Annotated in this window: 25 protein-coding genes; 14 read left to right on the top strand and 11 right to left on the bottom strand. The window is 73.6% G+C overall.

Annotated elements, in window-relative coordinates:
• The first annotated feature begins 116 nt into the window (after positions 1 to 116).
• Complete coding sequence (locus ACQ9ZG_RS22865) at positions 117 to 2,009, top strand: ABC transporter ATP-binding protein (RefSeq protein WP_499281179.1); 1,893 nt, start codon at positions 117 to 119, stop codon at positions 2,007 to 2,009.
• Positions 2,006 to 4,135 carry an ATP-binding cassette domain-containing protein gene (locus ACQ9ZG_RS22870; RefSeq protein WP_499281180.1) on the top strand — a complete coding sequence of 710 codons (2,130 nt, stop codon included), beginning with the start codon at positions 2,006 to 2,008 and terminating at the stop codon, positions 4,133 to 4,135. Before ACQ9ZG_RS22865 ends, ACQ9ZG_RS22870 begins: the two co-directional genes overlap by 4 nt.
• Here the strand turns inward: ACQ9ZG_RS22870 and ACQ9ZG_RS22875 are convergent.
• The 3 genes from ACQ9ZG_RS22875 to ACQ9ZG_RS22885 form a co-directional block, all read right to left on the bottom strand.
• Positions 4,104 to 4,715: a response regulator transcription factor gene (locus tag ACQ9ZG_RS22875; protein ID WP_018489195.1), complete on the bottom strand. Its 612-nt coding sequence runs from the start codon at positions 4,713 to 4,715 to the stop codon at positions 4,104 to 4,106. The genes ACQ9ZG_RS22870 and ACQ9ZG_RS22875 overlap by 32 nt on opposite strands.
• Positions 4,716 to 4,995: 280 nt before the next feature.
• A complete protein-coding gene (locus ACQ9ZG_RS22880; protein WP_028416226.1) occupies positions 4,996 to 5,877 on the bottom strand; it encodes a transglutaminase family protein in 882 nt (293 codons plus the stop codon).
• Between the two features lie 166 nt (positions 5,878 to 6,043).
• Positions 6,044 to 7,075, bottom strand: coding sequence for a GNAT family N-acetyltransferase (locus tag ACQ9ZG_RS22885; RefSeq protein WP_499281181.1), 1,032 nt, complete (start codon positions 7,073 to 7,075; stop codon positions 6,044 to 6,046).
• Between the two features lie 117 nt (positions 7,076 to 7,192).
• Here ACQ9ZG_RS22885 and fdxA point away from each other — a divergent pair, with 117 nt between their 5' ends.
• Positions 7,193 to 7,513 (top strand): ferredoxin, encoded by a 321-nt coding sequence (gene fdxA / locus ACQ9ZG_RS22890; protein ID WP_018489192.1) that lies wholly within the window; start codon positions 7,193 to 7,195, stop codon positions 7,511 to 7,513.
• Positions 7,514 to 7,698: 185 nt separating this feature from the next.
• On the top strand, positions 7,699 to 8,793 hold the full coding sequence (gene dapC, locus ACQ9ZG_RS22895; RefSeq protein WP_109917695.1) for a succinyldiaminopimelate transaminase: 1,095 nt from the start codon (positions 7,699 to 7,701) through the stop codon (positions 8,791 to 8,793).
• 164 nt (positions 8,794 to 8,957) lie between these two features.
• Here the strand turns inward: dapC and ACQ9ZG_RS22900 are convergent, their stop codons facing one another.
• Both ACQ9ZG_RS22900 and ACQ9ZG_RS22905 read right to left on the bottom strand, forming a co-directional pair.
• Positions 8,958 to 9,413, bottom strand: coding sequence for an ATP-binding protein (locus ACQ9ZG_RS22900; RefSeq protein WP_499281182.1), 456 nt, complete (start codon positions 9,411 to 9,413; stop codon positions 8,958 to 8,960).
• A 341-nt stretch (positions 9,414 to 9,754) separates the two neighbouring features.
• Positions 9,755 to 10,687: a VldE C-terminal domain-containing protein gene (locus ACQ9ZG_RS22905; protein WP_084992420.1), complete on the bottom strand. Its 933-nt coding sequence runs from the start codon at positions 10,685 to 10,687 to the stop codon at positions 9,755 to 9,757.
• 229 nt (positions 10,688 to 10,916) lie between these two features.
• On the opposite strand from ACQ9ZG_RS22905, the gene dapE reads away from it, so the two are divergent.
• Together dapE and ACQ9ZG_RS22915 are read left to right on the top strand one after the other, a co-directional pair.
• Complete coding sequence (gene dapE / locus ACQ9ZG_RS22910) at positions 10,917 to 11,996, top strand: succinyl-diaminopimelate desuccinylase (RefSeq protein ID WP_028416231.1); 1,080 nt, start codon at positions 10,917 to 10,919, stop codon at positions 11,994 to 11,996.
• A 120-nt stretch (positions 11,997 to 12,116) separates the two neighbouring features.
• The gene (locus ACQ9ZG_RS22915) at positions 12,117 to 12,902 is read left to right on the top strand and encodes an LOG family protein (RefSeq protein WP_084992418.1); all 786 of its coding nucleotides are present in this window, start codon (positions 12,117 to 12,119) and stop codon (positions 12,900 to 12,902) included.
• 243 nt (positions 12,903 to 13,145) lie between these two features.
• Here ACQ9ZG_RS22915 and folP read toward each other — a convergent pair whose 3' ends face one another.
• Positions 13,146 to 14,018, bottom strand: a complete 873-nt coding sequence (folP, locus tag ACQ9ZG_RS22920) for a dihydropteroate synthase (protein WP_028416233.1) — start codon at positions 14,016 to 14,018, stop codon at positions 13,146 to 13,148.
• Positions 14,019 to 14,165: 147 nt separating this feature from the next.
• On the opposite strand from folP, the gene ACQ9ZG_RS22925 reads away from it, so the two are divergent.
• Complete coding sequence (locus ACQ9ZG_RS22925) at positions 14,166 to 14,582, top strand: cell division protein DivIVA (protein WP_232790314.1); 417 nt, start codon at positions 14,166 to 14,168, stop codon at positions 14,580 to 14,582.
• Positions 14,579 to 15,178, top strand: coding sequence for a DNA-3-methyladenine glycosylase I (locus tag ACQ9ZG_RS22930; RefSeq protein ID WP_109914754.1), 600 nt, complete (start codon positions 14,579 to 14,581; stop codon positions 15,176 to 15,178). The genes ACQ9ZG_RS22925 and ACQ9ZG_RS22930 overlap by 4 nt, the downstream gene beginning before the upstream one ends.
• A 97-nt stretch (positions 15,179 to 15,275) precedes the next feature.
• Here ACQ9ZG_RS22930 and chcB read toward each other — a convergent pair whose 3' ends face one another.
• Complete coding sequence (chcB, locus tag ACQ9ZG_RS22935; RefSeq protein WP_499281183.1) at positions 15,276 to 16,088, bottom strand: 2-cyclohexenylcarbonyl CoA isomerase; 813 nt, start codon at positions 16,086 to 16,088, stop codon at positions 15,276 to 15,278.
• A gap of 317 nt (positions 16,089 to 16,405) precedes the next feature.
• On the opposite strand from chcB, the gene ACQ9ZG_RS22940 reads away from it, so the two are divergent.
• Positions 16,406 to 16,573, top strand: coding sequence for a DUF3117 domain-containing protein (locus ACQ9ZG_RS22940; protein WP_003966491.1), 168 nt, complete (start codon positions 16,406 to 16,408; stop codon positions 16,571 to 16,573).
• 100 nt (positions 16,574 to 16,673) lie between these two features.
• Here ACQ9ZG_RS22940 and ACQ9ZG_RS22945 read toward each other — a convergent pair whose 3' ends face one another.
• Complete coding sequence (locus ACQ9ZG_RS22945; RefSeq protein WP_028416237.1) at positions 16,674 to 17,339, bottom strand: O-methyltransferase; 666 nt, start codon at positions 17,337 to 17,339, stop codon at positions 16,674 to 16,676.
• A 177-nt stretch (positions 17,340 to 17,516) separates the two neighbouring features.
• On the opposite strand from ACQ9ZG_RS22945, the gene sigE reads away from it, so the two are divergent.
• The 5 genes from sigE to ACQ9ZG_RS22970 all read left to right on the top strand — a co-directional run bounded on the left by sigE (position 17,517) and on the right by ACQ9ZG_RS22970 (position 22,732).
• A complete protein-coding gene (gene sigE / locus ACQ9ZG_RS22950) occupies positions 17,517 to 18,278 on the top strand; it encodes an RNA polymerase sigma factor SigE (RefSeq protein ID WP_175512372.1) in 762 nt (253 codons plus the stop codon).
• On the top strand, positions 18,275 to 19,339 hold the full coding sequence (locus ACQ9ZG_RS22955) for an anti-sigma factor family protein (RefSeq protein WP_499281184.1): 1,065 nt from the start codon (positions 18,275 to 18,277) through the stop codon (positions 19,337 to 19,339). The genes sigE and ACQ9ZG_RS22955 overlap by 4 nt, the downstream gene beginning before the upstream one ends.
• Before the next feature lie 154 nt (positions 19,340 to 19,493).
• Positions 19,494 to 21,317 carry a S1C family serine protease gene (locus ACQ9ZG_RS22960; protein WP_499281185.1) on the top strand — a complete coding sequence of 608 codons (1,824 nt, stop codon included), beginning with the start codon at positions 19,494 to 19,496 and terminating at the stop codon, positions 21,315 to 21,317.
• Positions 21,318 to 21,442: 125 nt separating this feature from the next.
• Positions 21,443 to 21,940, top strand: a complete 498-nt coding sequence (locus tag ACQ9ZG_RS22965; RefSeq protein ID WP_019763096.1) for a sec-independent translocase — start codon at positions 21,443 to 21,445, stop codon at positions 21,938 to 21,940.
• A 126-nt stretch (positions 21,941 to 22,066) separates the two neighbouring features.
• On the top strand, positions 22,067 to 22,732 hold the full coding sequence (locus ACQ9ZG_RS22970) for a hypothetical protein (RefSeq protein WP_026237735.1): 666 nt from the start codon (positions 22,067 to 22,069) through the stop codon (positions 22,730 to 22,732).
• A 77-nt stretch (positions 22,733 to 22,809) separates the two neighbouring features.
• Here ACQ9ZG_RS22970 and ACQ9ZG_RS22975 read toward each other — a convergent pair whose 3' ends face one another.
• Genes ACQ9ZG_RS22975 through ACQ9ZG_RS22985 form a run of 3 tightly spaced genes read right to left on the bottom strand, consistent with a single transcriptional unit; the run spans position 22,810 to position 25,811 of the window.
• Positions 22,810 to 23,943: an Mrp/NBP35 family ATP-binding protein gene (locus ACQ9ZG_RS22975; protein ID WP_026237734.1), complete on the bottom strand. Its 1,134-nt coding sequence runs from the start codon at positions 23,941 to 23,943 to the stop codon at positions 22,810 to 22,812.
• Between the two features lie 25 nt (positions 23,944 to 23,968).
• On the bottom strand, positions 23,969 to 24,547 hold the full coding sequence (locus ACQ9ZG_RS22980) for a DUF1003 domain-containing protein (protein WP_028416241.1): 579 nt from the start codon (positions 24,545 to 24,547) through the stop codon (positions 23,969 to 23,971).
• Positions 24,537 to 25,811, bottom strand: coding sequence for a magnesium transporter MgtE N-terminal domain-containing protein (locus tag ACQ9ZG_RS22985; RefSeq protein ID WP_028416242.1), 1,275 nt, complete (start codon positions 25,809 to 25,811; stop codon positions 24,537 to 24,539). Before ACQ9ZG_RS22985 ends, ACQ9ZG_RS22980 begins: the two co-directional genes overlap by 11 nt.
• Positions 25,812 to 25,962: the final 151 nt, after the last annotated feature.

Raw genomic sequence — 25,962 nt, forward strand, 5'->3', positions numbered from 1 at the left:
CCGGCGGGCCGGGCGGCCCGTCCGCCGGTCCCGAGCGGTTCGTCCGCCCGGGACCGGCGGCGTACGTCTGTCCGCGCGCGCCCACCGATCGACACGGGTCCGGAAAGGGAGACCACGTGCGGCCGAAACCCCGCCCCCGCCTCCGTCCTCCGGCGCCCTCCGGCGCACGCCGGCTCGCCCGGCGCCACCCGGGCGCCCTCCTCGCGCTCTTCCTCTGCTCCACCGGCGGGGCGCTCGCCGCCCTCGCCCTCCCCGCCGCCCTCGGACACACCGTCGACCGGCTCGTCGACGGCGGAGCCGTGCCCTGGGCGGGGCTGCTGCTCTGCGCCGTACTGACCCTCGCCGAGACCGGGTTCGACGCGGGCGCCGCCGTGCTCACCACCAGCACCGGAGCCCGGCTCACCGCCCACCTCCGCACTCGCACCACCGCCCGGGTCCTGGCCGCCGAACCCCGCCGCGCCCTCGCCGTGCCGACCGGGGACCTCACCGCCCGGCTCACCGCCCGCACCGCCGACGCGGCGACCGCGCCCGTCACCGCCGCCGGGGCCGTCGCGGGCGTCCTGCTCCCGCTCGGCGCGATCGTCGGCCTCTTCGTCATCGACCCCTGGACGGCCGCCGCCTTCCTGCTCGGCGCGCCCCTCCTCGTCGCTCTCCTGCACACCTTCACCCGCCGTACCGCCGACGCCGGGGCCGACTACCAGCGCGCCCAGTCCGTCATCGCCCACCGCCTCACCGAGGCCCTCGACGGCGCCGACACCATCCGCGCCGCCCGCACCGGAGCCCGCGAGTACCGCCGTATCCTCGAACCGCTCACCACCCTGGCGGCCCACGGCCGACGCACCTGGACCGTGTACGGGCGGGCCGCCGGGCAGAGCGCCCTGCTGCTGCCCCTCCTCATGCTGCTGGTCCTCGCGGTCGGCGGACTCCGGCTCCAGGCGGGCGCGATCGGCGTCGGGGACCTCGTCGCCGCCTCCCGGTACGCGGCCCTCGCCGTCGGCATCGGCTCCCTCACCGGAGCGCTCGGCGCCCTCGCCCGCAGCCGCGCCGCCGCCCGCACCCTGGACCCGCTGCTCACCCTGGACCCGCTGCCGCACGAGGGGCTGGGCCCGCCCCACGGCGGCCCGGGCCACCTCGAACTCCGGGACGTCGGGGTCGTACAGGACGGAAAGCGGCAAGACGAACAGGGCGGAAAGCAGGACGGAAAGCAGGCAGACGAACAGGGGGGGGAAACACTGCCCGACGGCGAACCGGACCGAAAGCCGCTGCTCACCGGCGTGCACCTCACCGTCCCCGGCGGAACGTCCCTCGCCGTCGTCGGCCGCTCGGGCTCCGGCAAGTCGGTCTTCGCGGCGGTCGTCGGACGGCTGCTCGACCCGGACACCGGGACCGTGCTCCTCGACGGGATCCCCCTGACCGCCATGGAACCCGCCCGTCTGCGCCCCGAGATCGCCTACGCCTTCGCCCGCCCGGCCCTGCCCGGCACCACGGTCGAGGACACGATCGCCTTCGGGCCGTGGACCGCCGGGCCCGCCGCGGTACGGGAGGGGGCGCGCGCCGCCCGCGCGGACGGGTTCGTGGGACTCCTCCCGTACGGCTACGCCACCCCGCTCACCGACGCCCCGCTCTCCGGCGGCGAACGCCAACGGCTGGGCCTGGCACGCGCGTTCGCCCATCCCGGACGGCTGCTGATCCTGGACGACGCCCTCTCCGGCCTCGACACCGTCACCGAGCACCACGTCCGCCGCGCCCTCGACGAGCGGGCCGGGCGCTGCACCCGGGTGATCGTGGCCCACCGCCTCTCCTCGGCCGCCCGCGCCGACCAGGTCCTCTGGCTGGAGGACGGCCGCGTCCGGGCGACGGGCACGCACGAGGAACTGTGGGCCGATCCGGAGTACCGGGCGGTCTTCCGTACGGAGACGGGTGAGGCGGAGGAGATGGCGGAGGCGGACGAAGGGCCAGGAGCGGAAGGGGCGCTTCCACGGGCCCGTACGGAAGTGGAGGCCCGGTGAAAGCACCCCGAACGGCCCGTCGCCCCGGCCCCCTCACCCGGGTCACCCGCGACGCCCGCCCCTTCCTCCGCGCCCGCACCGGAACCGTCCTGCGGCTGGGCGGCTGGTCCCTGCTGGAGTTCGTCCAGACCTTCCTGGGCGGCTACGGCGTCGCCCGGGCACTGGACCACGGCTTCCTCGCCGGGCGCCCGCTCACCGGCCTGCTCTGGCTGGCCGTCGCCGCCGTGGCCGTCCTCCCCGCCCAGCTCGCCACCCGCGGGGTCTTCGGACGGCTCGCGGACCTGGTGGAACCGCTGCGCGACGGGCTCGTGCGGCGCGCGGTCTCCCGCGCGCTCGTCGGTGCCCTCGAACACCCCACCGGCACCACCGCCCGCTCCCTCTCCCAGGTCACCCACCAGAGCGAGATCGCCCGGGACGGCTGGGCCGGACTCGTCCTGACGCTCCGGTCGTTCGTGTTCACGGTGGCCGGAGCGGTGGCGGGGCTGCTGGCCCTGGAGCCGCGGCTCCTGCTCCTCGTGCTGCCCCCGCTCGTCCTGGGCGCCGGTCTCTTCCTGGCCACCCTGGTGCCGATGGCCGCCCGCCAGCGCGACTACCTCACCGCCGACGAGGCGTACGCCGCCCACGCGGGCCGGACCGCCGCCGACCTGCGGGACATCGCCGCCGCCGGAGCCGCCGCCCGCACCGTGACGGAGTCCGGGGAACTGGCCGACGCGCAGGTCCGCGCGGCCCGTTCACTGGCCCGGTGGTCCGGCGTACGGGTGGTGGCCCTGGCGGTCTGCGGGCGCTTCCCGCCCCTGCTCCTGCTGCTCGGCGCCCCGTGGCTGCTCCGCGACGGCCTCACGCCGGGCGCGCTCGTCGGCGCGCTCACCTACCTCACCCAGGCCCTGGCCCCGGCGGTCCAGGCGCTGATGACCATGCTCTCCACGGTCGGCGGCCGGCTGCTGGTGGTCCTGGACCGGTTCACGGACGCGCCGCCGCCCCCGGCCGAGGACGGAGACGACGCTCGGGCGCACGGTCACGGACAGGGTCACAGCCGGGGGCTCGACGGTCACGACCGGGGCGCGTCCCCGCCGCGCCACGCCCCCGTCGCCGAACTGGACACCGTCACCTTCGCCTACGGGCCCGCCGCGCGCCCCGTCCTGGACCGGCTCTCGCTCACCGTCGCCCCCGGCGAGCACCTGGCCGTCGTCGGGCCGAGCGGCAGCGGCAAGTCGACGCTCGCCGCCGTCCTGGCGGGGGTGGAGACGCCCGGTGCGGGCTCCGTGCGGTGGCTCGGGCGGCCGGTGCGGGCGGCCGACGCCACCTCCGTACGGGTTCTGCTGCCCCAGCACGCGTACGTGTTCACCGGTTCACTGCGGGACAACCTCCGGTACCTGTGCCCCGACGCGACCGACCGGGAACTGGCCGCCACCGTCGACGCGCTCGGCCTGGACCCCCTGCTCACCCGGCTCGGCTCCCTGGACGCCCCCGTCGAACCGGACCGGCTCTCCCAGGGGGAACGCCAGCTCGTCGCCCTCGGCCGGGCCCATCTGGCGGCCCCGCCGCTCATCGTGCTGGACGAGGCCACCAGCCGGCTCGACCCGGCGGCCGAGACCCGCGCCGAAGAGGCCTTCGCAGCGCTGCCCAGCGCCCTGGTGGTCGTCGCCCACCGCCTCAGCTCCGCCCACCGCGCCGACCGGATCCTGGTGATGGACGGCCCCCGCACCCGCTGCGGCACCTCGGCGGAGCTGCTGCGCACCTCGGCGCTCTACCGGGACCTGGCCGGCCTCTGGGAACCGGACCAGCCGCTCCGTGACGACGGCGGGCCGAACGATCCGCTCCGTGACGACGGCGGGCCGAACGATCCGCTCCGTGACGACGGCGGGCCGAACGATCCGCTCCGTGACGACGGCGGGCCGAACGGGTCGCCCGGTGACGACGGCGGGTCGAACGATCCGCTCCGCGACGACGGCGCGTCGAACGGGATGCTCGGTAACGACGACGGGTCGAACGGGTTTCTGCGTGACGACGCCCGGTCGAAGGGGTTGGCCGGGCCGGTCCGTGAGAACGGCCGCTCGAACGGGTCGTCGAACGCCGCGTCCCGTGGCGGCGGGGTCAAATCCACCCCGCCTCCTTCGCCCGTCTGATCGCGTCCACCCGATTGCGCGCGCCGGACTTCCGAATGGCGGCGGCGAGGTAATTGCGGACCGTCCCCTGGGTGAGATGCAGCCGCCCCGCGATACCCGTGACGGTTTCCCCGCCCTCGGCCAGGGAGAGCACGCTCAATTCCCGGGGGGATAAGGGCATGTCGGCCACTTGTAACAGGCTGAAGGCAAGTGACTCGTCGATATGCCGCCCGCCGTCGGCCAGTTTGTGCATGACCTCGGCGAGATCGTCCACCGGCCGGTACTTGTCGATATAGCCGCGGGCGCCCGCCTCGTAGGCCCGGCGCAGCCCGCGCGGCCGGTCGCTGCGGGTGAGGACCGCCAACGGGCAGCCCCGGCCGTGCGGTTCGGCCAGCGACCGCACCTCCTTCAGCAGGTCCAGGGAGTCCGGACAGTCCAGGTCGGTGAGGATCACATCCGGTACTGGTCCCGAGCCCGCGAGTGCCGGGCGTATCGCCTCCCGGTCGGCGGTCGTCACCTCTATTCCCTGCCCCGCGCCGAGCAGGGAGGCCAGCGAAGCGCGCCACAGAGGCACGGTGTGGACCAGCAGAACGGTTGTCATCAAGCTGCCCTCGGCATTTCTCTCCTGGCGCGCGCACTACAGACGTATCGCAGAATGCGATGGCGTGTGCGCGTCGGGTGACGGGTCTCCAGTGGAGCGCATGAACATTCGGCCGCGCCGACGAATTGGCGGATTCCCGTGCCTGATGGGCGCGGATGGGGGCGTTCGGATGTACAGCGGGAGCGCACGGGGTGGTGGAACGGCTGAATCCGACTGATGAGGGCAGGCAGGGGTATACGTTTCCGGCCGTGATCCGCGCCGAAATCCGGCCGGGCCGCGCTCAGTTCAGCAGTGCCCGGGCCGCCTGGGCCTTGTGCCGGACCGTCTCGGCCGTCGTCGGCTCGATGGTGTCGAGCACCTCCGCGTACTCCTCCATCTCCGCCGCCCCGCGCTGGAACTCCCCGCGCTGGACCAGGAGCTGGGCCCGTTCGTACCGCAGCCGGGCCGGGTGCGAGGGGAGCAGCAGCGAGAGGTCCACCGCCCAGAGGGAGACGTCCGTGCGCTCGGGGCGGGCGGCGGCCCAGGCCCGGATGTTGTTCAGGATGCGCAGCACGATCTCCAGCGGCCGGGCCGGTGCCAGCATGGACGGCTCCAGCCGGGCCCCCGTCGCCCCGGCCACGAACAGCCCGGCCTCCTCACCGGTCAGCGGCGCGCCTCCGGTGAACGGGTCGACCAGCACCGGATGTTCCGGGTCCCCGAAGCCCACGACGAAGTGACCGGGCAGCGCCACCCCGTACACCGGGGCGCCGGCCCGCCGGGCGACCTCGATCCAGACCACCGAGAGCAGGATCGGCAGCCCCCGGCGGCGCCGCAGCACCTGCTGGAGGAGCGAGGACTCCAGCCGCTGGTAGTCCGCCGGCGAGCCGCCGAACTCGTGCCGCTCACCGAGCAGTCCGGCCAGGGCGCCGGCCCAGCCGACGGGGGTGCGGATGCCATGGGGCAGCAGCCCGGCGAGCCGGTCCAGTTCGATCTGGGCCGCGTCGATCCCGTACGGGTCCGGGGAGGCGTCCCCCGGCCGGACCGGACGCGGCTCCTCCGGGCCGACCGGGCCCGCCTCCGCGCCCAGCAGCAGACAGAGCAGGGCGAGATCCGGCCGCTCGGACCGGGCCTCCTCGGCGAACTGCCGCCGCCGGTCGGCCGTAACGGAATCCTGCGCGCTCATATGCGACCCATGCCCCTGCTCGTCCTTGCTGCCCTACCGCTGCGGGCTGTCCCACCCGCTGAGCGCTGCCCCGCCTCCGCGGGCCGCCCGGCCTCCGCCGCCAACCCGCGATTCCGCCCCCTGCCGTTGCGGGCCGCCCCGCCGGACCCGCTGCCCCCGCTCTCCGCTACGCGGGCCGGAAGTGGTGGTACCGGTGGTGCGGGGCGAAGCCCATGCCGTCGTACAGCGCCCCTGCCCCCTCATTGTCCTCCTCCACCTGGAGCCAGGCCGCCGATGCGCCCTCGTCCAGGGCCCGGCGGGCCAGGGCCGCCATCACCGCCGTGGCCAGTCCGCGCCGCCGGTGCTCGGGGGCGACCTCGACGGCCATGAACCCGGCCCACCGCCCGTCCACGACACACCGCCCGATCGCGGCGGGCGGCTCACCGTCACCGGAGCCCGCCCCCGCACCCTCGCCCCGGGCCCCGCCGGCCACCGTGGCGAACCAGACCGAAGGGCCGCTGCCCAGCACCCGCAGCACATGGGGGCCGGGGGTGGAGAAGCGCTGGTAGCGGGAGAGCCAGGCCGCGTCCGGCTCGCGGGCCAGCCGCACCGCGGACACGTCCGCGTCCAGGTCACCGACCGGTGCCAGCGCGGCGATCCGCACCTCCGCCGTCACCTCGCGCCGCCAGCCCCGCCGCTCCAGCTCCGCGCAGAGCGTCTCCTGCGCGCCCTCGGCCCCGGTCGCCGTCTGGACGTACGGGGGCAGGCCCCGCTCCCCGTACCACTGCTCGATCCGATCGAACGCCTCGCCGAGCGGCAGCCCCGGATCCCCGAGCGGCAGCACGGAGTTGGCGCGGCGGGTGAAGCCGCCCGCGGCGCGCAGCCGCCACTCGCCCAGCGGCTCGCTCTCCACCGGCTGCCAGGCGCGCGCGGTGACGGCGGCCAGCTCCGCGAAGGAGGCGGCCGGGCCCCGCCTGCGGGCCGGGGCGGCGGGCACGACCTTGCCCGCGACCAGGGTCGATTCCAGGATGCGGACCGACTCGCCACTCTTCCGTGTGATCGCGACCACACCGTCGTTCCATGATGTGAGAACGCCGACCGTGTCGGTGAACTCCGCGCCGGAGCCGCCCCCCGCGGAACGCCGCCTGACCGAGACGCGTTTGCCCACGTCAGCCGGTGTGATGCGGACTTCCAGCCGTCCGCCCATGGTGAATTCCACAGCTCTGTCCGCCCCTCCTGTTCGGATCGTGCCCGAGAACGGAGATACTAGGGGCGGGCATCGACGACGCCGCGCTCCCGCGCGAGAGCCAACGCCCTACCGAGGAGGAACGACAGCGTGACCTACGTCATCGCGCAGCCTTGTGTCGACGTGAAGGACAAGGCCTGCATCGAGGAGTGCCCCGTCGACTGCATCTACGAGGGCCAGCGGTCCTTGTACATCCACCCGGACGAATGCGTCGACTGCGGAGCCTGTGAGCCGGTCTGCCCGGTCGAGGCCATCTTCTACGAGGACGACACCCCGGAGGAGTGGAAGGACTACTACAAGGCGAACGTCGAGTTCTTCGACGACCTCGGCTCGCCGGGCGGTGCCTCCAAGCTGGGCCTCATCGAGCGCGACCACTCCTTCATCGCCGGGCTGCCGCCGCAGAACCAGTAAGCGGCCGCACCACGAGCGCAAGCCCGGTCCCGTACGGCCCGTCACCGTACGGGACCGAGGCGTACCCCCGTACGACGGCGAGGCCCGTCCCCGGACGACCGCGGGATGCGTCCCCGTACGGTCGCGCGGTCCGTTCCGCCTACGGCCGCCGGTCCCCGAACAGCCCCAGAAAGCAGAGCCGCCCCGTGTCCGCAGTCTCCTCCCGCCTCCCGGCCTTCCCCTGGGACAGGCTCACGCCGTACAAGACCACGGCCCAGGCCCACCCGGACGGCATCGTGGACCTCTCCGTCGGCACGCCGGTCGACCCGGTGCCCGAGGTGATCCGGCGGGCGCTCGTCGCCGCCGCCGACAGCCCCGGCTATCCGACGGTGTGGGGGACCGAGGCCCTGCGCGACGCGCTCACCGGCTGGGTGGAGCGGCGGCTCGGCGCGACCGGCGTGACGCACGCCAACGTGCTGCCGGTCGTCGGCTCCAAGGAACTGGTGGCCTGGCTGCCGACGCAGCTCGGGCTCGGCCCGGGCGACCAGGTCGCCTACCCGCGCCTCGCCTACCCGACGTACGAGGTCGGCGCCCGGCTCTGCGGCGCCGAGCCCGTCGTCTACGACGACCCGACCGAGCTGGACCCGGCCGGGCTGAAGCTGCTCTGGCTCAACTCGCCCTCCAACCCCACCGGCCGGGTGCTGGCCAAGGACGAGCTGGTCCGGATCGTCGCCTGGGCGCGTGAGCACGGGGTGCTCGTCTTCAGCGACGAGTGCTACCTGGAGCTGGGCTGGGACGCCGAACCGGTCTCGGTCCTCCACCCGGACGTCTGCGGCGGCCACTACGAGGGGATCGTCGCCGTCCACTCGCTCTCCAAGCGCTCCAACCTGGCCGGATACCGGGCCGCGTTCATCGCGGGCGACGCGGCGGTCCTCGGGGAGCTGCTGCTGATCCGCAAGCACGGCGGGATGATGACGCCCGCCCCCGTCCAGGCGGCGACCGTCGCCGCCCTCGGGGACGACACGCACGTGGCCGAGCAGCGCGCCCGGTACGCCGACCGGCGCCTGGCCCTGCGCGCCGCCCTGGAGGCGCACGGCTTCCGGATCGAGCACAGCGAGGCGAGCCTCTACCTCTGGGCGACCCGTGACGAGCCGTGCTGGGAGACCGTGGCGTACCTCGCCCAGCTGGGCATCCTGGTGGCGCCCGGCGACTTCTACGGACCGGCGGGCGAGTCCTTCGTCCGGGTGGCGTTCACCGCGACCGACGAGCGGGTGGCGGCGGCGGTCAAGCGGCTGTCCTGACCACGGCGCGCGGAAGGGCCCGGGGAGTGCGCACTCCCCGGGCCCTTCCGCGTACTCGCGTACGAGACCTGCGTACGTGAGGTGGGTACGAGACCCGCGTACGTGAGGTGGGTACGAGACCCGCGTACGTGACGTGTGGACGCGGCCGTGGCCGTGGCCGTGGATCAGCCGATCGGCAGCCCGTCCAGCGGCAGACCGCCCTTGGTGAGGCCGTCGGTGGGCAGGCCGCCCTGGGTGAGCGAGTCGGTCGGCAGGCCGCCGGCCGCGGCGTCGGCCACGCCGCCGAGGGCCTCGCCCGCGCTGCCCGCGGTCTGGCCGGCGGTCTCCTGGACGGCCGGGGCGGCCACCCGGGCGGTCTTGCCGACGGTGGCGCCGGCGGCCGGCAGGGCGGTGCCCACGAGGCGGCCGCCCGTCTCGCCGGCGGCCTGGGTGCCCTGGCGGGCGGCGCTGTCCACGGTGTTGCCGAGGCCGGCACCGTCGAGGGCGGTCAGGCCGCCGAGGTCCGGGGTCTGGGGGAGCTCTGCGGCGCTCGCGGCGCCGGCCGCACCGACCACGGGGGCCGCACCCGCGGCGATCAGCAGCGCGGTACGAGCGATCCGACGGGTCAGGGGGAGGGACATGGTGCTCCTTCGACGGGAAGTCAATGATTCGTGCGCTTCACGCAGTTCGCGTGGTCCATGTGGTTCACGCGGTTCATGCGACGCGTTCCGGTGAGCCGGACGCACTGACAACCGGTCGTGGGGGAGGGAAGGTTGCGGAGACCGAAGGTAAAGAGTGGGTAATGCGTCCGATAATCCGCAGCGGAGGAACCCGGGCAAACGATCCATTCCGAAGTCGTTCGACGAACCGTCACTTCCCTTGGGCGGCAAGGGAATCGAGAGGGTGCGGGTGCACTGCCGGAGGGGCGGCCCGAGAGGGGTGGAGCGCTCGGCCCAAAGGTCCGAACGGGCGATGGTCCGAACTACCGGGCGACCCGGATGGCGACCGCCGCCGTGCCCGGTTCCTTCTCCTTCGAGCGTTCCGTCCGCCAGCCGGAACCGGCCTCCCAGATCCGGTCGGCGTAGCTCACGCGCTCGATCCGCAGCTCCTGGGAGTGCGCCACCGCCCAGTGCGCCAGCTCCCAGCCGCGCCGCGGCGCGCCGTCCGCCTCCGCCCCGGCCTGTGCTCCCGCCGTCGCCGGTACGGGCACCGAGACGGTGGCGGCGGCCGAGGGGCCGGCGGCCTTCGTCGCGGGCAGGACGTCCTTGCCGAAGGTGCGCACCAGCTCGGCCCGCACCTGCCCCGCGTCGCCCGGGTCCTGGCCGGTCTTCTTCGACGGCGTGCAGTTCAGGGCGGCGGGCTCGCGCCCGGTCAGCGCGGCGGCCAGCAGCGCGGCGTCCGGCTCGTGCTTCGCGTACGCCTGCGGGAACCCGCTGCGCTGCACGCGCTGCGCCGCCACGGTCAGCGGGAGGCGGGAGTACCCGGGGACCTTGGCGAGGTGGTCGTAGAACTCCCCGGCCGAGTAGACCGGGTCCATGATCTGCTCCACGGTGCCCCAGCCCTGCGAGGGCCGCTGCTGGAACAGGCCCACCGAGTCCCGGTCGCCGTAGTCGATGTTGCGGAGCGTGGACTCCTGGATCGCGGTGGCGATGGCGATCGTCACCGCCCGCTCCGGCATCCCGCGCGTGGTGCCCACGGCGGAGATCGTCGCCGCGTTCGCCGCCTGGTGCAGGCTCATCTCGTACGTGTGGTCCCCCTCCGGGGCCCGGACCACGCAGCGCGGCGCGGACTCGGTGGTGGAGGAGTCGTACTGGACGGCCAGATAACCACCCAGGGCGGCGAGCACGGCGAAGGCGGCCGCGTAGCGGAGAAGGCGGCTGCGGCGACGGCGGGCGGGGCTGGCTGTCGGGGACACGGGCCCACCGTACTGGAGGGTTCGGCCGGGGCCGATACCCCAGTCCCCGGCGCGGACACCCCCGGTCCTCCGGGGCGGACGCCCCCGGTCCTCCGGGGCGGACACCCCCGGTCCTCCGGGATGGACACCCCCGGGGCCCGGGGCGGACACCCCGGGCTTCCGGGGCGGACGTGCCCGGCCCTCCGGGCCCCTGGCCGGGCCCGGCGCACGGTCCTCTAGGGTCGGGGCCATGTCCGACAGCACGCTTGACCTGACCCTGGACGGCCCGGCGCTCACCGCCCGGCTCGTCGACTTCCCCTCGGTCAGCGGGGAGGAGAAGGCACTCGCCGACGCGATCGAGACAGCGCTGCGCGGCCTGCCCCATCTGACCGTCGACCGCCACGGCAACAACGTCGTCGCCCGCACGAACCTCGGCCGCGCCGAGCGTGTCGTCCTCGCCGGGCACATCGACACCGTGCCGATCGCCGACAACGTCCCCTCCCGCCTCGACGGGAACGGCGTCCTCTGGGGCTGCGGCACCACCGACATGAAGGCCGGCGTCGCGGTCCAGCTCCGGATCGCCGCGACGGTCCCCGAACCCAACCGCGACCTGACCTTCATCTTCTACGACAACGAAGAGGTCGCCGCCCACCTCAACGGCCTCGGCCACATCGCCACCGCCCACCCCGACTGGCTCGCCGGGGACTTCGCCGTCCTCCTGGAGCCCTCCAACGGCGAGGTCGAGGGCGGCTGCCAGGGCACGCTCCGCGTCCACCTCCGTACGACGGGGGAGCGGGCGCACTCGGCGCGCAGCTGGATGGGGTCCAACGCGGTCCACGCCGCCGCCCCGATCCTGGCGAAGCTGGCGGCGTACGAGCCCCGCCGCCCGGTCATCGACGGCCTGGAGTACCACGAGGGGCTGAACGCGGTCGGCATCGAGGGCGGCGTCGCCACCAACGTCATCCCGGACGCCTGCACCGTCGTCGTCAACTACCGGTACGCCCCCGACCGCACCGAGGAGGAGGCCGTCGCCCACGTCCGGGAGGTCTTCGCGGACTGCGGGGTGGCCGAGATCGTCGTCGACGACCACTCGGGCGCGGCCATGCCCGGCCTCTCCCACCCGGCCGCCCAGGCGTTCATGGCGGCGGTCGGCGGCACCGCCCGGCCCAAGTTCGGCTGGACGGACGTCTCCCGCTTCGGCGGCCTCGGCATCCCGGCGGTGAACTACGGCCCCGGCGACCCGATGTACGCCCACAAGCGCGACGAGCACGTGGTCGTAGAGAAGATCACCCACTGCGAGGACCGCCTCCGCTCCTGGCTGACCTCCTGATCCTCTGACCGCCCGACGCACGGCATTCCCCCGTACGTAACCTCCGCCGATCTACGCTGGCCGGACGCAGCACGACACAGCCCGACCCAGAACGACCCAGGTCGGTGGAGGGAGCGGAACATGGGCAACGCCGAGGACGCACGGATCCCCGGAGGCGCGGAGGTCCCCGAGGGCGCGGTGGCGCCCGAGGAACAGTGGCTGGGTCCGGTACTGCGCCGCAGGGAGCAGGTCCAGCCCGGCACGACCGATCAGCGGCTGCTGGACTCCGAGGGCGACTCCGAGTGGGTGCACACCGACCCGTGGCGGGTGATGCGCATCCAGTCGGAGTTCGTCGAGGGCTTCGGCGCGCTGGCCGAGCTGCCGAGCGCGATCAGCGTCTTCGGCTCGGCCCGCACCCCGGTCGGATCGGCGGAGTACGAGGCCGGGGTGGCGATCGGCAAGGCCCTGGTCGACGCGGGCTTCGCGGTGATCACGGGCGGCGGGCCGGGTGCCATGGAGGCCGCCAACAAGGGGGCGCGGGAGGCGAAGGGGGTCTCGGTCGGCCTCGGTATCGAGCTGCCCTTCGAGTCCGGACTGAACCCGCACGTCGACATCGGCGTCAACTTCCGGTACTTCTTCGTCCGCAAGACGATGTTCGTGAAGTACGCGCAGGGCTTCGTGGTCCTCCCCGGCGGTCTCGGCACCCTGGACGAGCTGTTCGAGGCCCTCACCCTCGTCCAGACCGGCAAGGTGACCCGCTTCCCGATCGTCCTCTTCGGCGCCGCCTACTGGGGCGGCCTGGTCGACTGGCTCCGCGACACGGTGGTCGCCGGCGGCAAGGCCTCGGAGAAGGACCTGCTGCTCTTCCACGTGACGGACGACGTGGACGAAGCGGTGGCGCTGGTGACGAAGGAGGTCGGGCGGTGACCGCCGTCCCGCCCCCGGGCTCCACCGCCGGACCGGCACCATCAAGCCCGTCCGGCACCATGTAGCCCCTCCGGCACCATCGGGCCGGTCCGCTACAACCAAGCCCGCCGGCACGACCAGGCCCGTCCGGCACCATCAAGCCCGTCCGGCGATCGAGGAGATCCTTTCCAGCCGCTCCGGCGCTTGAGGAGCGGGGCCCGGGGGCAGCGCCCCGGCCCCGCCCGCCGGGCAGGCGGCAGGGAACTACGCCAGTCCCCGCCGCGCCACCGCCGGAGGCCTGTGCCCCGCGATCGACGCCACCATGTCCAGCACCTGCCGCGTCTCCGCCACCTCGTGCACCCGGTACACCCGGGCCCCCAGCCACGCCGACACCGCGGTCGTCGCCAGGGTCCCGATCACCCGCTCCTTCACCGGCCGGTCCAGCGTCTCGCCCACGAAGTCCTTGTTGGACAGGGAGACCAGCACCGGCCACCCCGTCTCCGCCATCTCCTCCAGCCGGCGCGTGGCCTCCAGCGAGTGCCGGGTGTTCTTCCCGAAGTCGTGCCCGGGATCGATCATGATCCCGTCCGGCCGCACCCCGAGCCCGACCGCCCGCTCCGCAAGGCCCACGGTCACGCGCAGGATGTCCGCCATGACGTCCTCGTACGCGATCCGGTGCGGCCGGGTGCGCGGCTCCGCACCGCCCGCGTGCGTGCAGACCAGACCCGCCCCGTACCGCGCGGCCACCTCCGCGAGCTTGGGGTCGACCCCGCCCCATGCGTCGTTCAGCACGTCCGCCCCGGCCTCGCAGACCGCCTCGCCCACGTCGTGGCGCCAGGTGTCCACGCTGATCACCACGTCCGGGTGGCGGCGGCGGACCTCCGCCACGAACCCCACCGTGCGGCGCGCCTCCTCCGCGGCGCTCACCTCCTCGCCGGGTCCGGCCTTCACCCCGCCGATGTCGATGATCGCGGCGCCCTCGGCCACCGCCTGCTCGACCCGGGCGAGCGCCGGTTCGTCCCGGAACGTGGCGCCCTGGTCGTAGAAGGAGTCCGGGGTCCGGTTCACGATCGCCATGATCACCGGCTCGTGCGGCCCGAACTCCCGCCGCCCCAGCCTGAGTGCACCGCTCCGCATCCCGTTCTTCCTCCTCAGCTAGCCCGCGCAGCCCGCCGCTGACCCGCGGTTGGCCCGTCTGCGACCCTAAGGCCTTCCGTGGTCGCTCCGATCTGTCAGTCCCGCATGGCACCATCGGAGCCGGACGAGGTCTTTGCCCCCGGGGAGATGCGCGTGTTCTGGTTCTTGCTGCTCACGATGGTCGTGGTCGTCACGGCGGTCACCCTCGCGGTGGTCGGCGGTGGCGGGAGCGCCGTGCTCCAGGACGTGGAGCCCGAGCGGTTCACCGACCCGCTGCCCGCGAGCCGCCCGGTCGGCCGGGCGGACGTGGAGGCGCTGCGCCTGCCCATGGCCGCCCGGGGCTACCGGATGGCGGATGTGGACGAGGCGCTCTCCCGGCTCGGCGCCGAGCTGGCCGAGCGGGACGCCCGGATCGCGGAGCTGGAGTCCGCCCTGGCCGGGGCGCAGGCGTCCGCGGTGAGCACGGGCACCGATCTGTTCAAGCAGCCGGGCGAGGACCGGCCCGCCGAGCCGGGCGACCGGGGCGCGGCGCAGGCGGACCGCGGCGGGGAGGCCGGACGATGAGCGACGGCGGAGCCGCGGCCGCCCCGGACGGGCGGCTGCGCTGCCCCTGGGGTCTCGCCACCGACGACTACCTCGCCTACCACGACACCGAGTGGGGCCGCCCGGTCCACGGGGACGACGCCCTGTTCGAGCGGCTCTGTCTGGAGGCGTTCCAGTCCGGCCTGTCCTGGCTGACGATCCTGCGCCGCCGCGAGACCTTCCGTACCGCCTTCGCCGGATTCCGGATCGCCGAGGTCGCCGAGTTCACCGGCACCGACCGGGAGCGGCTCCTCGCCGACCCGGGCATCATCCGCAACAGGGCCAAGGTCGACGCCACCCTCGCCAACGCGAAGGTGCTGGCCGGCTGGCGGGCCGGGGAGCTGGACGAGCTGATCTGGTCGTACGCCCCCGACCCGGCCGGCCGCCCCGCCCCGCGCACACTGGGTGACGTGCCCGCCACCACCCCGGAGTCCACCGCGCTCGCCAAGGAGCTGAAGAAGCGCTCGATCCGCTTCGTCGGCCCCACCACCGCCTACGCCCTGATGCAGGCCTGCGGTCTGGTCGACGACCACCTCGCGGAGTGCGTGGCCCGGGGCGGTGGCGCGGCGGCCGGGTGAGGCGGCCTTCCCGGCCGGATGAGGAGCGGCCTTCCCGGCCGGGGTGACGGGCCGCTCCCGGGCCCGGAGACCGGCCGCTCCCCGGTCGGCCGAGGGGCTACTTCCCCAGGTAGACCGGCTTCTCCTTCTTGAGGAAGGCCTCCACCGCGATGGTGTGGTCCTGCGACGCGCCCGCCAGGGTCTGGAGTTCGTCCTCCTTCTCCAGCGCCTCGGCCAGCGGGTGCCCGGCGCCGTAGGCCATGGACGCCTTCAGCCCCGCGTACGCCACCGTGGGCCCGGCGGCCAGGGTGCGGGCCACCTCCGCCGCCCGGTCGGCCAGCTCGGCGGCGGGCACCACGCGGTTGACGAGGCCCAGCTCCAGCGCGTCCTGGGCGGAGACCGACCGGGGGAAGAACAGCAGGTCCGCCGCGCGGGTCTGCCCGATCAGCCGCGGCAGGGTCCAGGACACGCCCGAGTCCGCGGTCAGCGCGACCCCGGCGAACGAGGTGTTGAAGGAGGCGGTGTCCGCCACCACCCGGTAGTCGGCCGCCAGGGCGAAACCGAACCCGGCCCCGGCCGCGACCCCGTTCACGCCGGCGACGACCGGCTTCGGCATCTCCGTGATGGCCCGCACGATCGGGTTGTAGTGCTCCCGCACGGTGCTCAGCGCGTTCCCGTCGCCCGTCTCACGGGTCTCCGCCAGCGTCGCGACGTGCTCCTTGAGGTCCTGGCCGACGCAGAAGGCGCGCCCGGTGGCCGTGAGCAGCACCGCCCGTACCGCGGGGTCCGCCGACGCCTCCAGCAGCGCGTCCCGGAGCGCGACCTTCGCCGCCGTGTTCAGCGCGTTCATCGCGTCGGGTCGGTTGAGCGTGATCGTCGCGAGCCCCTCGCTCACGTCGTACAGCACGGTGTTCGCCTGCTCGTCGGCCATTGCGGTCCATCCCCTCGCTGCTCGGGCATCGTTGCCCCTGCAGGCAAGCATGGCCGACGGGGGACGGGCCGCAGATGTGACCTGCGTCTAACAATCGGCTCCCGTCCGAGGCCCCGGGGCGGCGAAGTATCGCAGCCGCATCCCCGAATTGGGTGGTTTTGAGAGAGCGCGTTGCACAAGCGATGCAGAGCGATGTTGGTCATCGGGGTCGTTGATGCGGGATAATGGTGGAGAAGCAATGTGTTCGATGCCGGTGAGGCAGCGCCTGTCATGGGGCCGCCGGTTGCGATGAGCTGGTTTCAGGAAGGGGAACGAGCATGGCGGCCATGAAGCCGCGGACGGGCGACGGCCCGCTCGAGGTGACAAAGGAGGGGCGGGGCATCGTCATGCGCGTTCCGCTCGAAGGCGGCGGTCGGCTTGTTGTCGAGCTGACTCCGGACGAGGCCGATGCCCTCGGCGACGCACTGAAGAAGGTCGTCGGCTGACGCGTAACGCCCATCACCTTCCACCGCTGCCCGGTACGGTCTCCGTACCGGGCAGCGGTGCGTTCCCCGCGGGACGCCCGCGAGGGAAGACGTACGGCGGTCAGCCGCGCCGGACCGCGCAGAGCAGCCCGTCGCCCACCGGCAGCAGCGTCGGCATCAGCTCCTGGCTGTCGCGGACCGCGCGCAGCAGCTCCCGCAGCCGCAGCACCTCGGCCGGCTGGGCGGCGGAGTCGACCGTGCGGCCGTCGGCGAAGACGCCCTCGAAGCAGACCAGGCCACCGGGGCGCAGCAGGCGCAACGATTCAGCGAGGCAGTCGAGGCTCTCCAACCGGTCGCCGTCGCAGAAGACGAGGTCGTAGCCGCCGTCCGCGAGCCGGGGCAGGACGTCCAGCGCCCGGCCGGGGATGAAACGGGCCCGGTTGGAGGCGAAGCCCGCCTCGCGGAACGCCTCCCGGGCGAACTGCTGGCGCTCGGGCTCCGGGTCCACCGTGGTCAGCACGCCGTCGGGCCGCATCCCGTGCAGCAGATAGATGCCGGACACGCCCGTGCCCGTACCGATCTCCGCCACCGCCTTGGCGTCCGCGGCACCGGCCAGCAGGCGCAGCGCGGCGCCGGTGCCGGGCGACACCGAGCGGATCCCCAGCTCACGGGCCCGCTCCCGGGCCCGGTGCAGAGCTTCGTCCTCGGCGACAAAGGAGTCGGCGAGGACGAAGCTCGTCTGCCGGTTGGCGGTAATGACCCTCTCCTGTCCCCGTAGTTGGCGCAACGGTGACTGTATCCGCTGGACCCGGGAACCCGCAGATGGGACCGGGCGTTGTGCAAGGAGTGGGGAAAGCGCGGCGTGCCGGCCCGCGGATCGGACCGGTGAGCTGCGGTGAAGTTCCGGGCGACGCCCGGCCCCAGCAGGGAAAAGGCTTATCCGGAGCTAACGGGCGAGGTGGCTATGGTAGGGGCTCCACTGGACACCACCAGAGCCGATAGGGGAGGTGCGGCTGCGCCTGTGGATCGGGGCGGGGTGCTGCGGCGCCTTCTCAGGTCGGCCGGTGAGCCGAAATCCGTGACCAACATTGCTGACCGTTCTTCCGAAGTATCCGCACCGACCGCGACCTTCGCCTCCGATGCGGATGCCCAGGCGTGGACCCCGCCCTCATGGGAAGAGATCGTCAGCACGCACAGCGGTCGCGTGTACCGCCTTGCCTACCGGCTGACGGGGAACCAGCACGACGCCGAGGACCTCACGCAGGAGGTCTTCGTCAGAGTCTTCCGCTCGCTGTCGACGTACACGCCCGGCACCTTCGAGGGCTGGCTGCACCGCATCACCACCAATCTCTTCCTCGACATGGTCCGCCGGAAGCAGCGCATCCGCTTCGACTCCCTCGGCGACGACGCGGCCGAGCGGCTGCCCAGCCGGGAGCCGTCCCCGCAGCAGGTCTTCAACGACACCCACTTCGACGCCGACGTGCAGCAGGCGCTGGACACCCTCGCGCCCGAGTTCCGGGCCGCGGTCGTCCTCTGCGACATCGAGGGCCTCAGCTACGAGGAGATCGCCGCCACCCTCGGCGTGAAGCTCGGCACCGTGCGCAGCCGTATCCACCGCGGCCGTTCGCATCTGCGCAAGGCGCTCAAGCACCGTTCGCCCGAAGCCCGCGCCGAGCAGCGCTCCCTGGCGGACGCGGTCCTGGCAGGGGAGGGCGGAACGGCGTGAGTGGCACAGGTCCGACCGGTCCCACCCCTGCGGAAGCGCATCTGGGCGACCGGCTCGCCGCGCTGGTCGACGGCGAGCTGAACCATGACGCCCGTGAGCGGGTCCTCGCCCATCTGGCCACCTGCGCCCGGTGCAAGGTCGAGGCCGACGCCCAGCGCCGCCTCAAGAGCGCCTTCGCCATGTCCGCCGCACCCTCGCCCTCCGAGGGGTTCCTGGCCCGTCTCCAGGGCCTTCCCGGCGGTCCCGGCGGCGACGACACCGGCTCCGGCAGGCCCTTCGGCTCCGGCGGCCCGTTCGCCGACGAGTTCTTCCCCCCGCTGCGGTCCTCCGGCTCCACCCGCCGCGACGCCGTGCGCCCCTCCGCGCCGGCCGACTTCGGGTATCTCCCCACCGCCCACGGCTCCACCGCGGTGCTGCCGGGCGGCTCCCGTTCCGCCTTCCGCATACACGACATGGCCCGGGACGCCGAGCGTTCGCCCTGGCGCGGCCGGCGCTTCGCCTTCGCGGCGGCCGGTGCCGTCTCCCTGGCGGCCATCGCGCTCGGCGGCACCCTGCCGCTGGACTCCGCCCAGGATCCCCTCCTGCGCGCCGAGGGCAGCGGGAGCAGCGTGACCCCGCTCGACGCGGAGACCCGTGCCGGCGGCTCGAACGAGGCCGTGAGCCGTCGCGGGGGCGGCCAGTCCGTCGGCGGCGACCGCCTCGTCGTCAACCGGTCGGCGGCCGACATCTCGTCGACCGGCTCGCACCGGCCCGCGCCCGCGCTCACCCCGCCCCCGGCGTCCGTCGCCCCGACGGCGAAGCCGCCCCTGCTCCCGCGGGCGCAGACGACGGCCCCGCCGCTCCTCTCCTCCCCCCTGGGCGGGCACCCCTTCACGTTCCCCGTGCTGAACGTGTCCGTGCCCCCGCTCATACGTCCGACCGGTGGCTCCACCCCGTTGCTCGCGGCGGTCCTGGGCGGCGGATCGACGGCGAAGGCGAGCGCCCCGCCGGCCTCCTCGCCCCCGGAGACCCGTCCGGCCCCGACCAACGACCTGGCGAGCCCGCTGGCACCCCGACGCTGACCGGGATCGGCCGTCGCCCGGCCGATCCCTGGCCGATCCGCACCCGTTCCCCGGCCGATCCCTTACGGGGCCCTGCGGGGAGATTCGCAAACCTGGTTGAATTCCGGGGAGGGACGCCTCTGTGGGGCGTGCAGAGGCCAGTTGCGGAGAGAGCATGGACGACGGGAAGCCCACCGGGCCCCAGGCGAAGTGGTGGAGCCGTCCCACGACGGGGCGGTCCGGCCGCACGGAGCCGGAGGGCCGGGCCCCGGGCGAGGACACGCCCACGGCCCCGCCCGGCGCCGGCGACCCCGCCGACCCGGGCCAGGCGGGCACCCCCGGCCACCCGACGGCTTCCGTGCCCGCCGACGCCCCCGCGCCGACCGGCACTCCCGCACCCGCCGACGCCGTCCCGTCCGGCGAGGCCGCCACGCCGACGGGTGCTCCCGCTTCGGCGGATGTTCCCGCACCGACGGGTGCTTCCGCACCGACGGGTGTTCCCGCACCGACCGCGGGCCAGGAGCCGCAGCCGGCCCATCTGCCCCGCCCGTCCGGGGCCCCGCTGCACGAGCCCGACGCCTACAGCACCCCGCCGTACGGCGACCCCGGCCCCTGGGCCCCCGCGCCGCCGGTGCAGCGGCCGACCCCGGCCCACGGCACCCCCGTACCCCCGCGGGCAGCCGTCCCCTCGCCGCAGCACCCCTCCCCGGTGCCGCCGCCCACCGGCGTACCGGGCCACTCCGCCCCCGTACCGCCGCAGCCCACCGCCGTACCGCAACAGCCCGCCCCCGTCCCCGCGCAGTGGGGGCAGTACGACCCCTGGGCGGCGCCCGGGCAGCCGTTGACGCAGGTGGGGCCGCCCGCCGGGACCGAGCCGGGGCGGCGGAAGAACCGGCGCGGCGGGGCCTTCGCCGGGGTGCTGCTGCTCACCCTGGTCGCCAGCGGCATCGGCGGCGGGGTCGGCGCCTACATCGAGCGCAACGGCGGCCTGACCACCGTCGAGCTGCCCCAGGCGAGCCGCACCACCACCGACCGGGCCCCCGAGAGCGTCGCGGGCATCGCCGCCAGCGCCCTGCCGAGCGTGGTCACCCTGCACGTCAGCGGCACCGCCGAGTCCGGCACCGGCACCGGGTTCGTCCTCGACAACCGGGGCCACATCCTCACCAACAACCACGTCGTCGCCCCGGCCGGGACCACCGGCGACATCACCGTGACGTTCAGCAGCGGCGAGACGGCCACCGCCGAGCTGGTCGGCAAGGACAGCGGCTACGACCTCGCCGTCGTCAAGGTCCGCGGGGTCTCCGGCCTCAAGCCCCTGCCGCTCGGCAACTCCGACAACGTCCAGGTGGGCGACCCGGTGGTGGCCATCGGCGCCCCCTTCGACCTCTCCAACACGGTCACCTCGGGCATCATCAGCGCCAAGCAGCGCCCCATCACCGCGGGCGGCGAGAAGGGCGACGGCAGCGACATCAGCTATGTCGACGCCCTCCAGACCGACGCCCCGATCAACCCGGGCAACTCCGGCGGCCCGCTCGTCGACACCCAGGCCCACGTCATCGGCATCAACAGCGCCATCCGCGCCGCCGACAGCGGCAAGGGCCCCGAGCGCGGCGGCCAGTCCGGCTCCATCGGCCTCGGCTTCGCGATACCGATCAACCAGGGCAAGCGCGTCGCCGAGGAGCTGATCAACACCGGCCGGGCGACCCACCCCGTGATCGGCGTCACGCTGGACATGAAGTTCACCGGCGACGGAGCCAAGGTCGGCACGAAGGGCGCCGAGGACGGCCCCGCGGTCACCAAGGACGGCCCCGCGGCCAAGGCGGGCATCAAGTCCGGCGACGTCATCACCGCCGTCCAGGGCCAGCGGGTGCACAGCGGCGAGGAGCTGATCGTCAAGATCCGCGCCCACCGCCCGGGCGACCGGCTGGAGCTGCGGCTCACCCGGGGTGGCGAGGAACTGACCATGACGTTGACGCTCGGTTCGTCGAGCGGCACGTGAGCGCCATGGCGAGGTACCGCCCGGACAGGTCGGCCAGGTACCGTTGAGCGGTCCGGGCACCCCCCAGCCTGCCGGGAATGTCGGTTTCAGGCGGAGAACACGCGGAGAACACGAGGAGCAGCTAGGTGTTCAATGACATAGGCGCACTGGAGCTGCTGACCATCGGTGTCCTGGCCGTGCTGGTCTTCGGCCCCGACAAGCTGCCCAAGCTCATCCAGGACCTGACGCGCACCATCCGCAAGATCCGTGAGTTCTCGGACAGCGCCAAGGAAGACATCCGTACGGAGCTTGGCCCGCAGTTCAAGGACTTCGAGTTCGAGGACCTCAACCCCAAGACGTTCGTCCGCAAGCAGCTCATGGACGGCAACGACGACCTGGGGCTGAAGGAGATCCGCGAGAGCTTCGACCTGCGCAAGGAGCTGTCCGACGTCACGGACGCGGTCAACGGGCGCACCCCGGCACCGGATTCCGCCAACAGTGCGGCCGACGGAGCGGCGGGCGCACCGGCCACCACCACCGCCCCCAGCCTCACCAAGACCGGTGACACCACCCCTGACCTGCTGAAGAAGGCCCCGCAGCAGGCGCAGCCCGAGCGTCCGCCGTTCGACGCGGACGCCACCTGACGCCAGGTCAATCCCGACTCGCCCGGACGGTATGGCTATTCTCCATCTGTCCGGTTGCGAGGACGCCCACGCCCGCGGGGGGCGGGCCGCTCCGGATCAGAACTGATCGAGGAGGCGGCCGCTCAGATGGAGACGACGAGTCGGGTGGATACGGACGGTGCCCCTGGCACGGTCACGGCGGAGGAGGTGCCGGCGGCCCGGCGGCGTACCGTCGACGGCTATCTGGAGGCGCCGTTCCCCTGGTACGGCCTGGACGACGCCTTCACCGGCGCCCGCTGGCTGATGCAGGTCGGCACGGCGGCGGACGGCACCGTGCAGCACGGCTCCACCGGCCACGGTGACGAGCCCTCGGTGAAGACGGACGGCTCCGCCGCCGAGAAGGAGCGCTTCGCGGCCGTCATCACGGTCGCCGCGAGCCCCGTGCGGCGCACCGGCGACGGTACGGGCGTCCTGGACGCCACCACGGTCTCCTCGGCGGCCTGGCTGGCCGGCTCGGGGCTGCTGGCCTACACCTGGCCGGCGCAGATGGACCACACCCTGCGCGACGACTGGCTGGACCAGCAGACGGAGACGGCGTTCACCCTCGCCGACGACCTCGCCTCCGCGCCCTGGACGACGCTCTCCCTGCCGGTGGACGGGGTTCCGGTGGAGTTCCACTACCGCGAGTCCGAGTTCGGCTGGGTGCTCGCCGGGTCGGCGCACGAGGGCGTGCACATCGGGGCGTACGGGCGAGGGATGAGCGCGTACGGGCTGGGGTTCTCGGTCATCAAGGACATCGAGAGCTACGCCTAGGGGCTCCGACCGGAGACACGTGAGCGCCGTACGGGCCGGGGAGACCGGGCTCGTACGGCGCTCAGGAGCGGCGGGGTTCAGAACTTGTTGCGCGGGGTGATCCCCAGCGACATGCCCGACAGACCGCGCTGCCGGCCGCCCAGCTTCCGTGCGATGGCCCGCAGCGCGCTGCCCGCCGGGGAGTCCGGGTCGGACAGGACCACGGGCTTGCCCTCGTCGCCGCCCTCGCGCAGCCGTACGTCGATCGGGATCGCGCCCAGCACCGGCACCTCCGCGCCGACCGTCCGGGTCAGCCCCTCCGCGACCCGCGCGCCGCCGCCCGAGCCGAAGACGTCGACCACCTCGTCGCAGTGCGGACACGGCATGCCCGACATGTTCTCCACGACGCCGACGATCTTCTGGTGGGTCTGCACGGCGATGGAACCGGCCCGCTCCGCCACCTCGGCCGCCGCCTGCTGCGGGGTGGTGACCACCAGGATCTCCGCGTTCGGCACGAGCTGGGCCACCGAGATCGCGATGTCACCGGTGCCCGGCGGCAGGTCCAGCAGCAGGACGTCCAGGTCGCCCCAGTACACGTCGGCCAGGAACTGCTGGAGCGCCCGGTGGAGCATCGGGCCGCGCCACACCACGGGCGCGTTGCCCGGGGTGAACATGCCGATGGAGATGACCTTCACGCCGTGCGAGGACGGCGGCATGATCATGTTCTCGACCTGGGTGGGCTTGCCGTCCGCACCGAGCATCCGGGGCACGCTGTGCCCGTAGATGTCCGCGTCCACGACACCGACCTTCAGCCCGTCGGCCGCCATCGCCGCCGCCAGGTTGACCGTCACCGAGGACTTGCCGACGCCGCCCTTGCCGGAGGCGACCGCGTACACCCGGGTCAGCGAGCCGGGCTTGGCGAAGGGCACCTCGCGCTCGGCCGTGCCGCCGCGCAGCGAGCTCGCCAGGTCCTTGCGCTGCTCGTCGCTCATCACGTCGAGGGTGACCGAGACCCGGGAGACGCCCTCCACCCGGGAGACGGCCTCTTCCACGTTCCTGGTGATCGTGTCGCGCATCGGGCAGCCGGAGACCGTGAGATACACCGTGACAGCGACTGCACCGTCAGGATCGATCTCGACCGATTTCACCATGCCCAGCTCGGTGATCGGGCGGTGGATCTCCGGGTCGTTCACTGTCGCCAGTGCCTCAAGCACCGCGTCTTCCGTAGCCATACCGACGATGTTACGGCGCCGGGCCCTACGGGCGGGTAGGACCTCTGCGGTCGCCTTCGTCACTCTCGGACGTCCGCACGATCCGGCGCTCCTCCATGTCCCGCACCATGTCCTGCAGCTCCGACCGGATCCAGTCCCGGGTGGCCACCTCGCCCAGGCCCATCCGCAGCGCCGCGATCTCCCGGCTGAGGTACTCGGTGTCGGCGATGGACCGCTCGTTCTGCTTGCGGTCCTGCTCGTGGGTGACCCGGTCGCGGTCGTCCTGCCGGTTCTGGGCCAGCAGGATCAGCGGGGCCGCGTACGAGGCCTGGAGCGAGAGCATCAGGGTCAGGAAGATGAACGGGTACTCGTCCCAGCGCAGCTCCTTCGGCGCCCAGACGTTCCACGCCACCCAGACGATGATGATCAGCGTCATCCAGACGATGAACCGCCCGGTCCCCAGGAACCGCGCGATCCGCTCCGAGAACCGGCCGAACGCCTCCGGGTCGTACTCCGGCAGCAGCTTCAGCCCCGGCGCCTTCGGCTGGTCGAGCCGGGCGCGCGGCGGCCGCGTCAGCCCCGACGAGCCCGTCGACGCGGCCTTCGACCGCTCCTCACCGGCCATGGCGGATGCCCCCCTCACCGTGGAAGTCGGTCTCGCGCCAGTCCTCCGGCAGCAGGTGGTCCAGCACGTCGTCCACCGTCACCGCGCCCAGGAGGGAGCCGCTCTCGTCCACCACGGGGGCCGAGACCAGGTTGTACGCGGCCAGATAGCTGGTCACGGTCGGCAGCGGGGTGTCCGGGGGCAGCGGCACCAGATCGCTGTCGACGATCGAGCTGACCAGGGTGAACGGCGGATCGCGCAGCAGCCGCTGGAAGTGCACGGTGCCCAGGTACTTCCCGGTCGGCGTCTCGTCGGGGGAGCGGCACACGTACACCTGGGCGGCGAGCGCCGGGGACAGGTCCTGCTGCCGGACCCGGGCGAGGGCGTCGGCCACGGTGGCGTCCGGCCGCAGCACGATCGGCTCGGTGGTCATCAGACCGCCCGCCGTCCGCTCCTCGTACGACATCAGACGGCGTACGTCGGCGGCGTCGTCCGGGCGCATCAGGGTCAGCAGCCGCTCCTTGTCCTCCTCGGGCAGCTCCGAGAGCAGGTCGGCCGCGTCGTCCGGGTCCATCGCCTCCAGGACGTCGGCGGCCCGCTCCTCCTTGAGCTTGCCCAGGATCTCCACCTGGTCGTCCTCGGGCAGCTCCTCCAGGACGTCGGCCAGCCGGTCGTCGTCCAGCGCGGCGGCCACCTCCACCCGGCGCTTGGGGGAGAGGTGGTGCAGGGCGTTGGCCACATCGGCCGGGCGCAGCCGCTCGAACGTGGCGACCAGGTTCTCCGCGCCCTGCCCGTGCTCCTCCAGCGAGAAGCCGCTCACCGCCGACCACTCCACCGTCAGCGTCTCGCCCTTGCGGCGCAGCGCCCCGCCGCGCCCCTTGCGGACGAAGTACTTGTCGATCTCCCAGTCCCGGCGGGCGGGCAGCTGCTGGATCGCCACGTCCAGGACGGTGACCTCCTCCTCGGTCTCCACCAGCCGCACCCGGCGGTCGAGGAACTCGCCGAGGACGAGCCGTTCGGTGGGCCGCTGCTCGAAGCGCCGCATGTTGACCACGCCGGTGGTGATGACCTGGCCCGACTCGACGCCCGTCACCCGGGTCATCGGCAGGAAGATCCGCCGCCGGCTGATCACCTCGACGACCAGGCCCAGGATGCGCGGCGGCCGAGGTCCGACCCGCAACATCGCCACCAGGTCACGGACCCGGCCGACCTGGTCCCCGTTCGGGTCGAACACGGGCACCCCGGCGAGGTGCGAGACGAAGACCCTGGGGGCCCCTGCCGCCATGCTCCGCCTCCTTGTCGCTCGCGTCGTGCCGGTCCGGCCGGCACGGTTGCGGACCGGTGTGTTCCGCCGTACGCGCACGCCGTACGCCATGATCAGGCTAGCCGTTGCCGTCGTGGAGCGCCCCGGCGGACCCGTCCGTACGGCTGGCTCC

The organism is Streptomyces araujoniae (assembly GCF_050871195.1).
Classification (GTDB): domain Bacteria; phylum Actinomycetota; class Actinomycetes; order Streptomycetales; family Streptomycetaceae; genus Streptomyces; species Streptomyces bacillaris.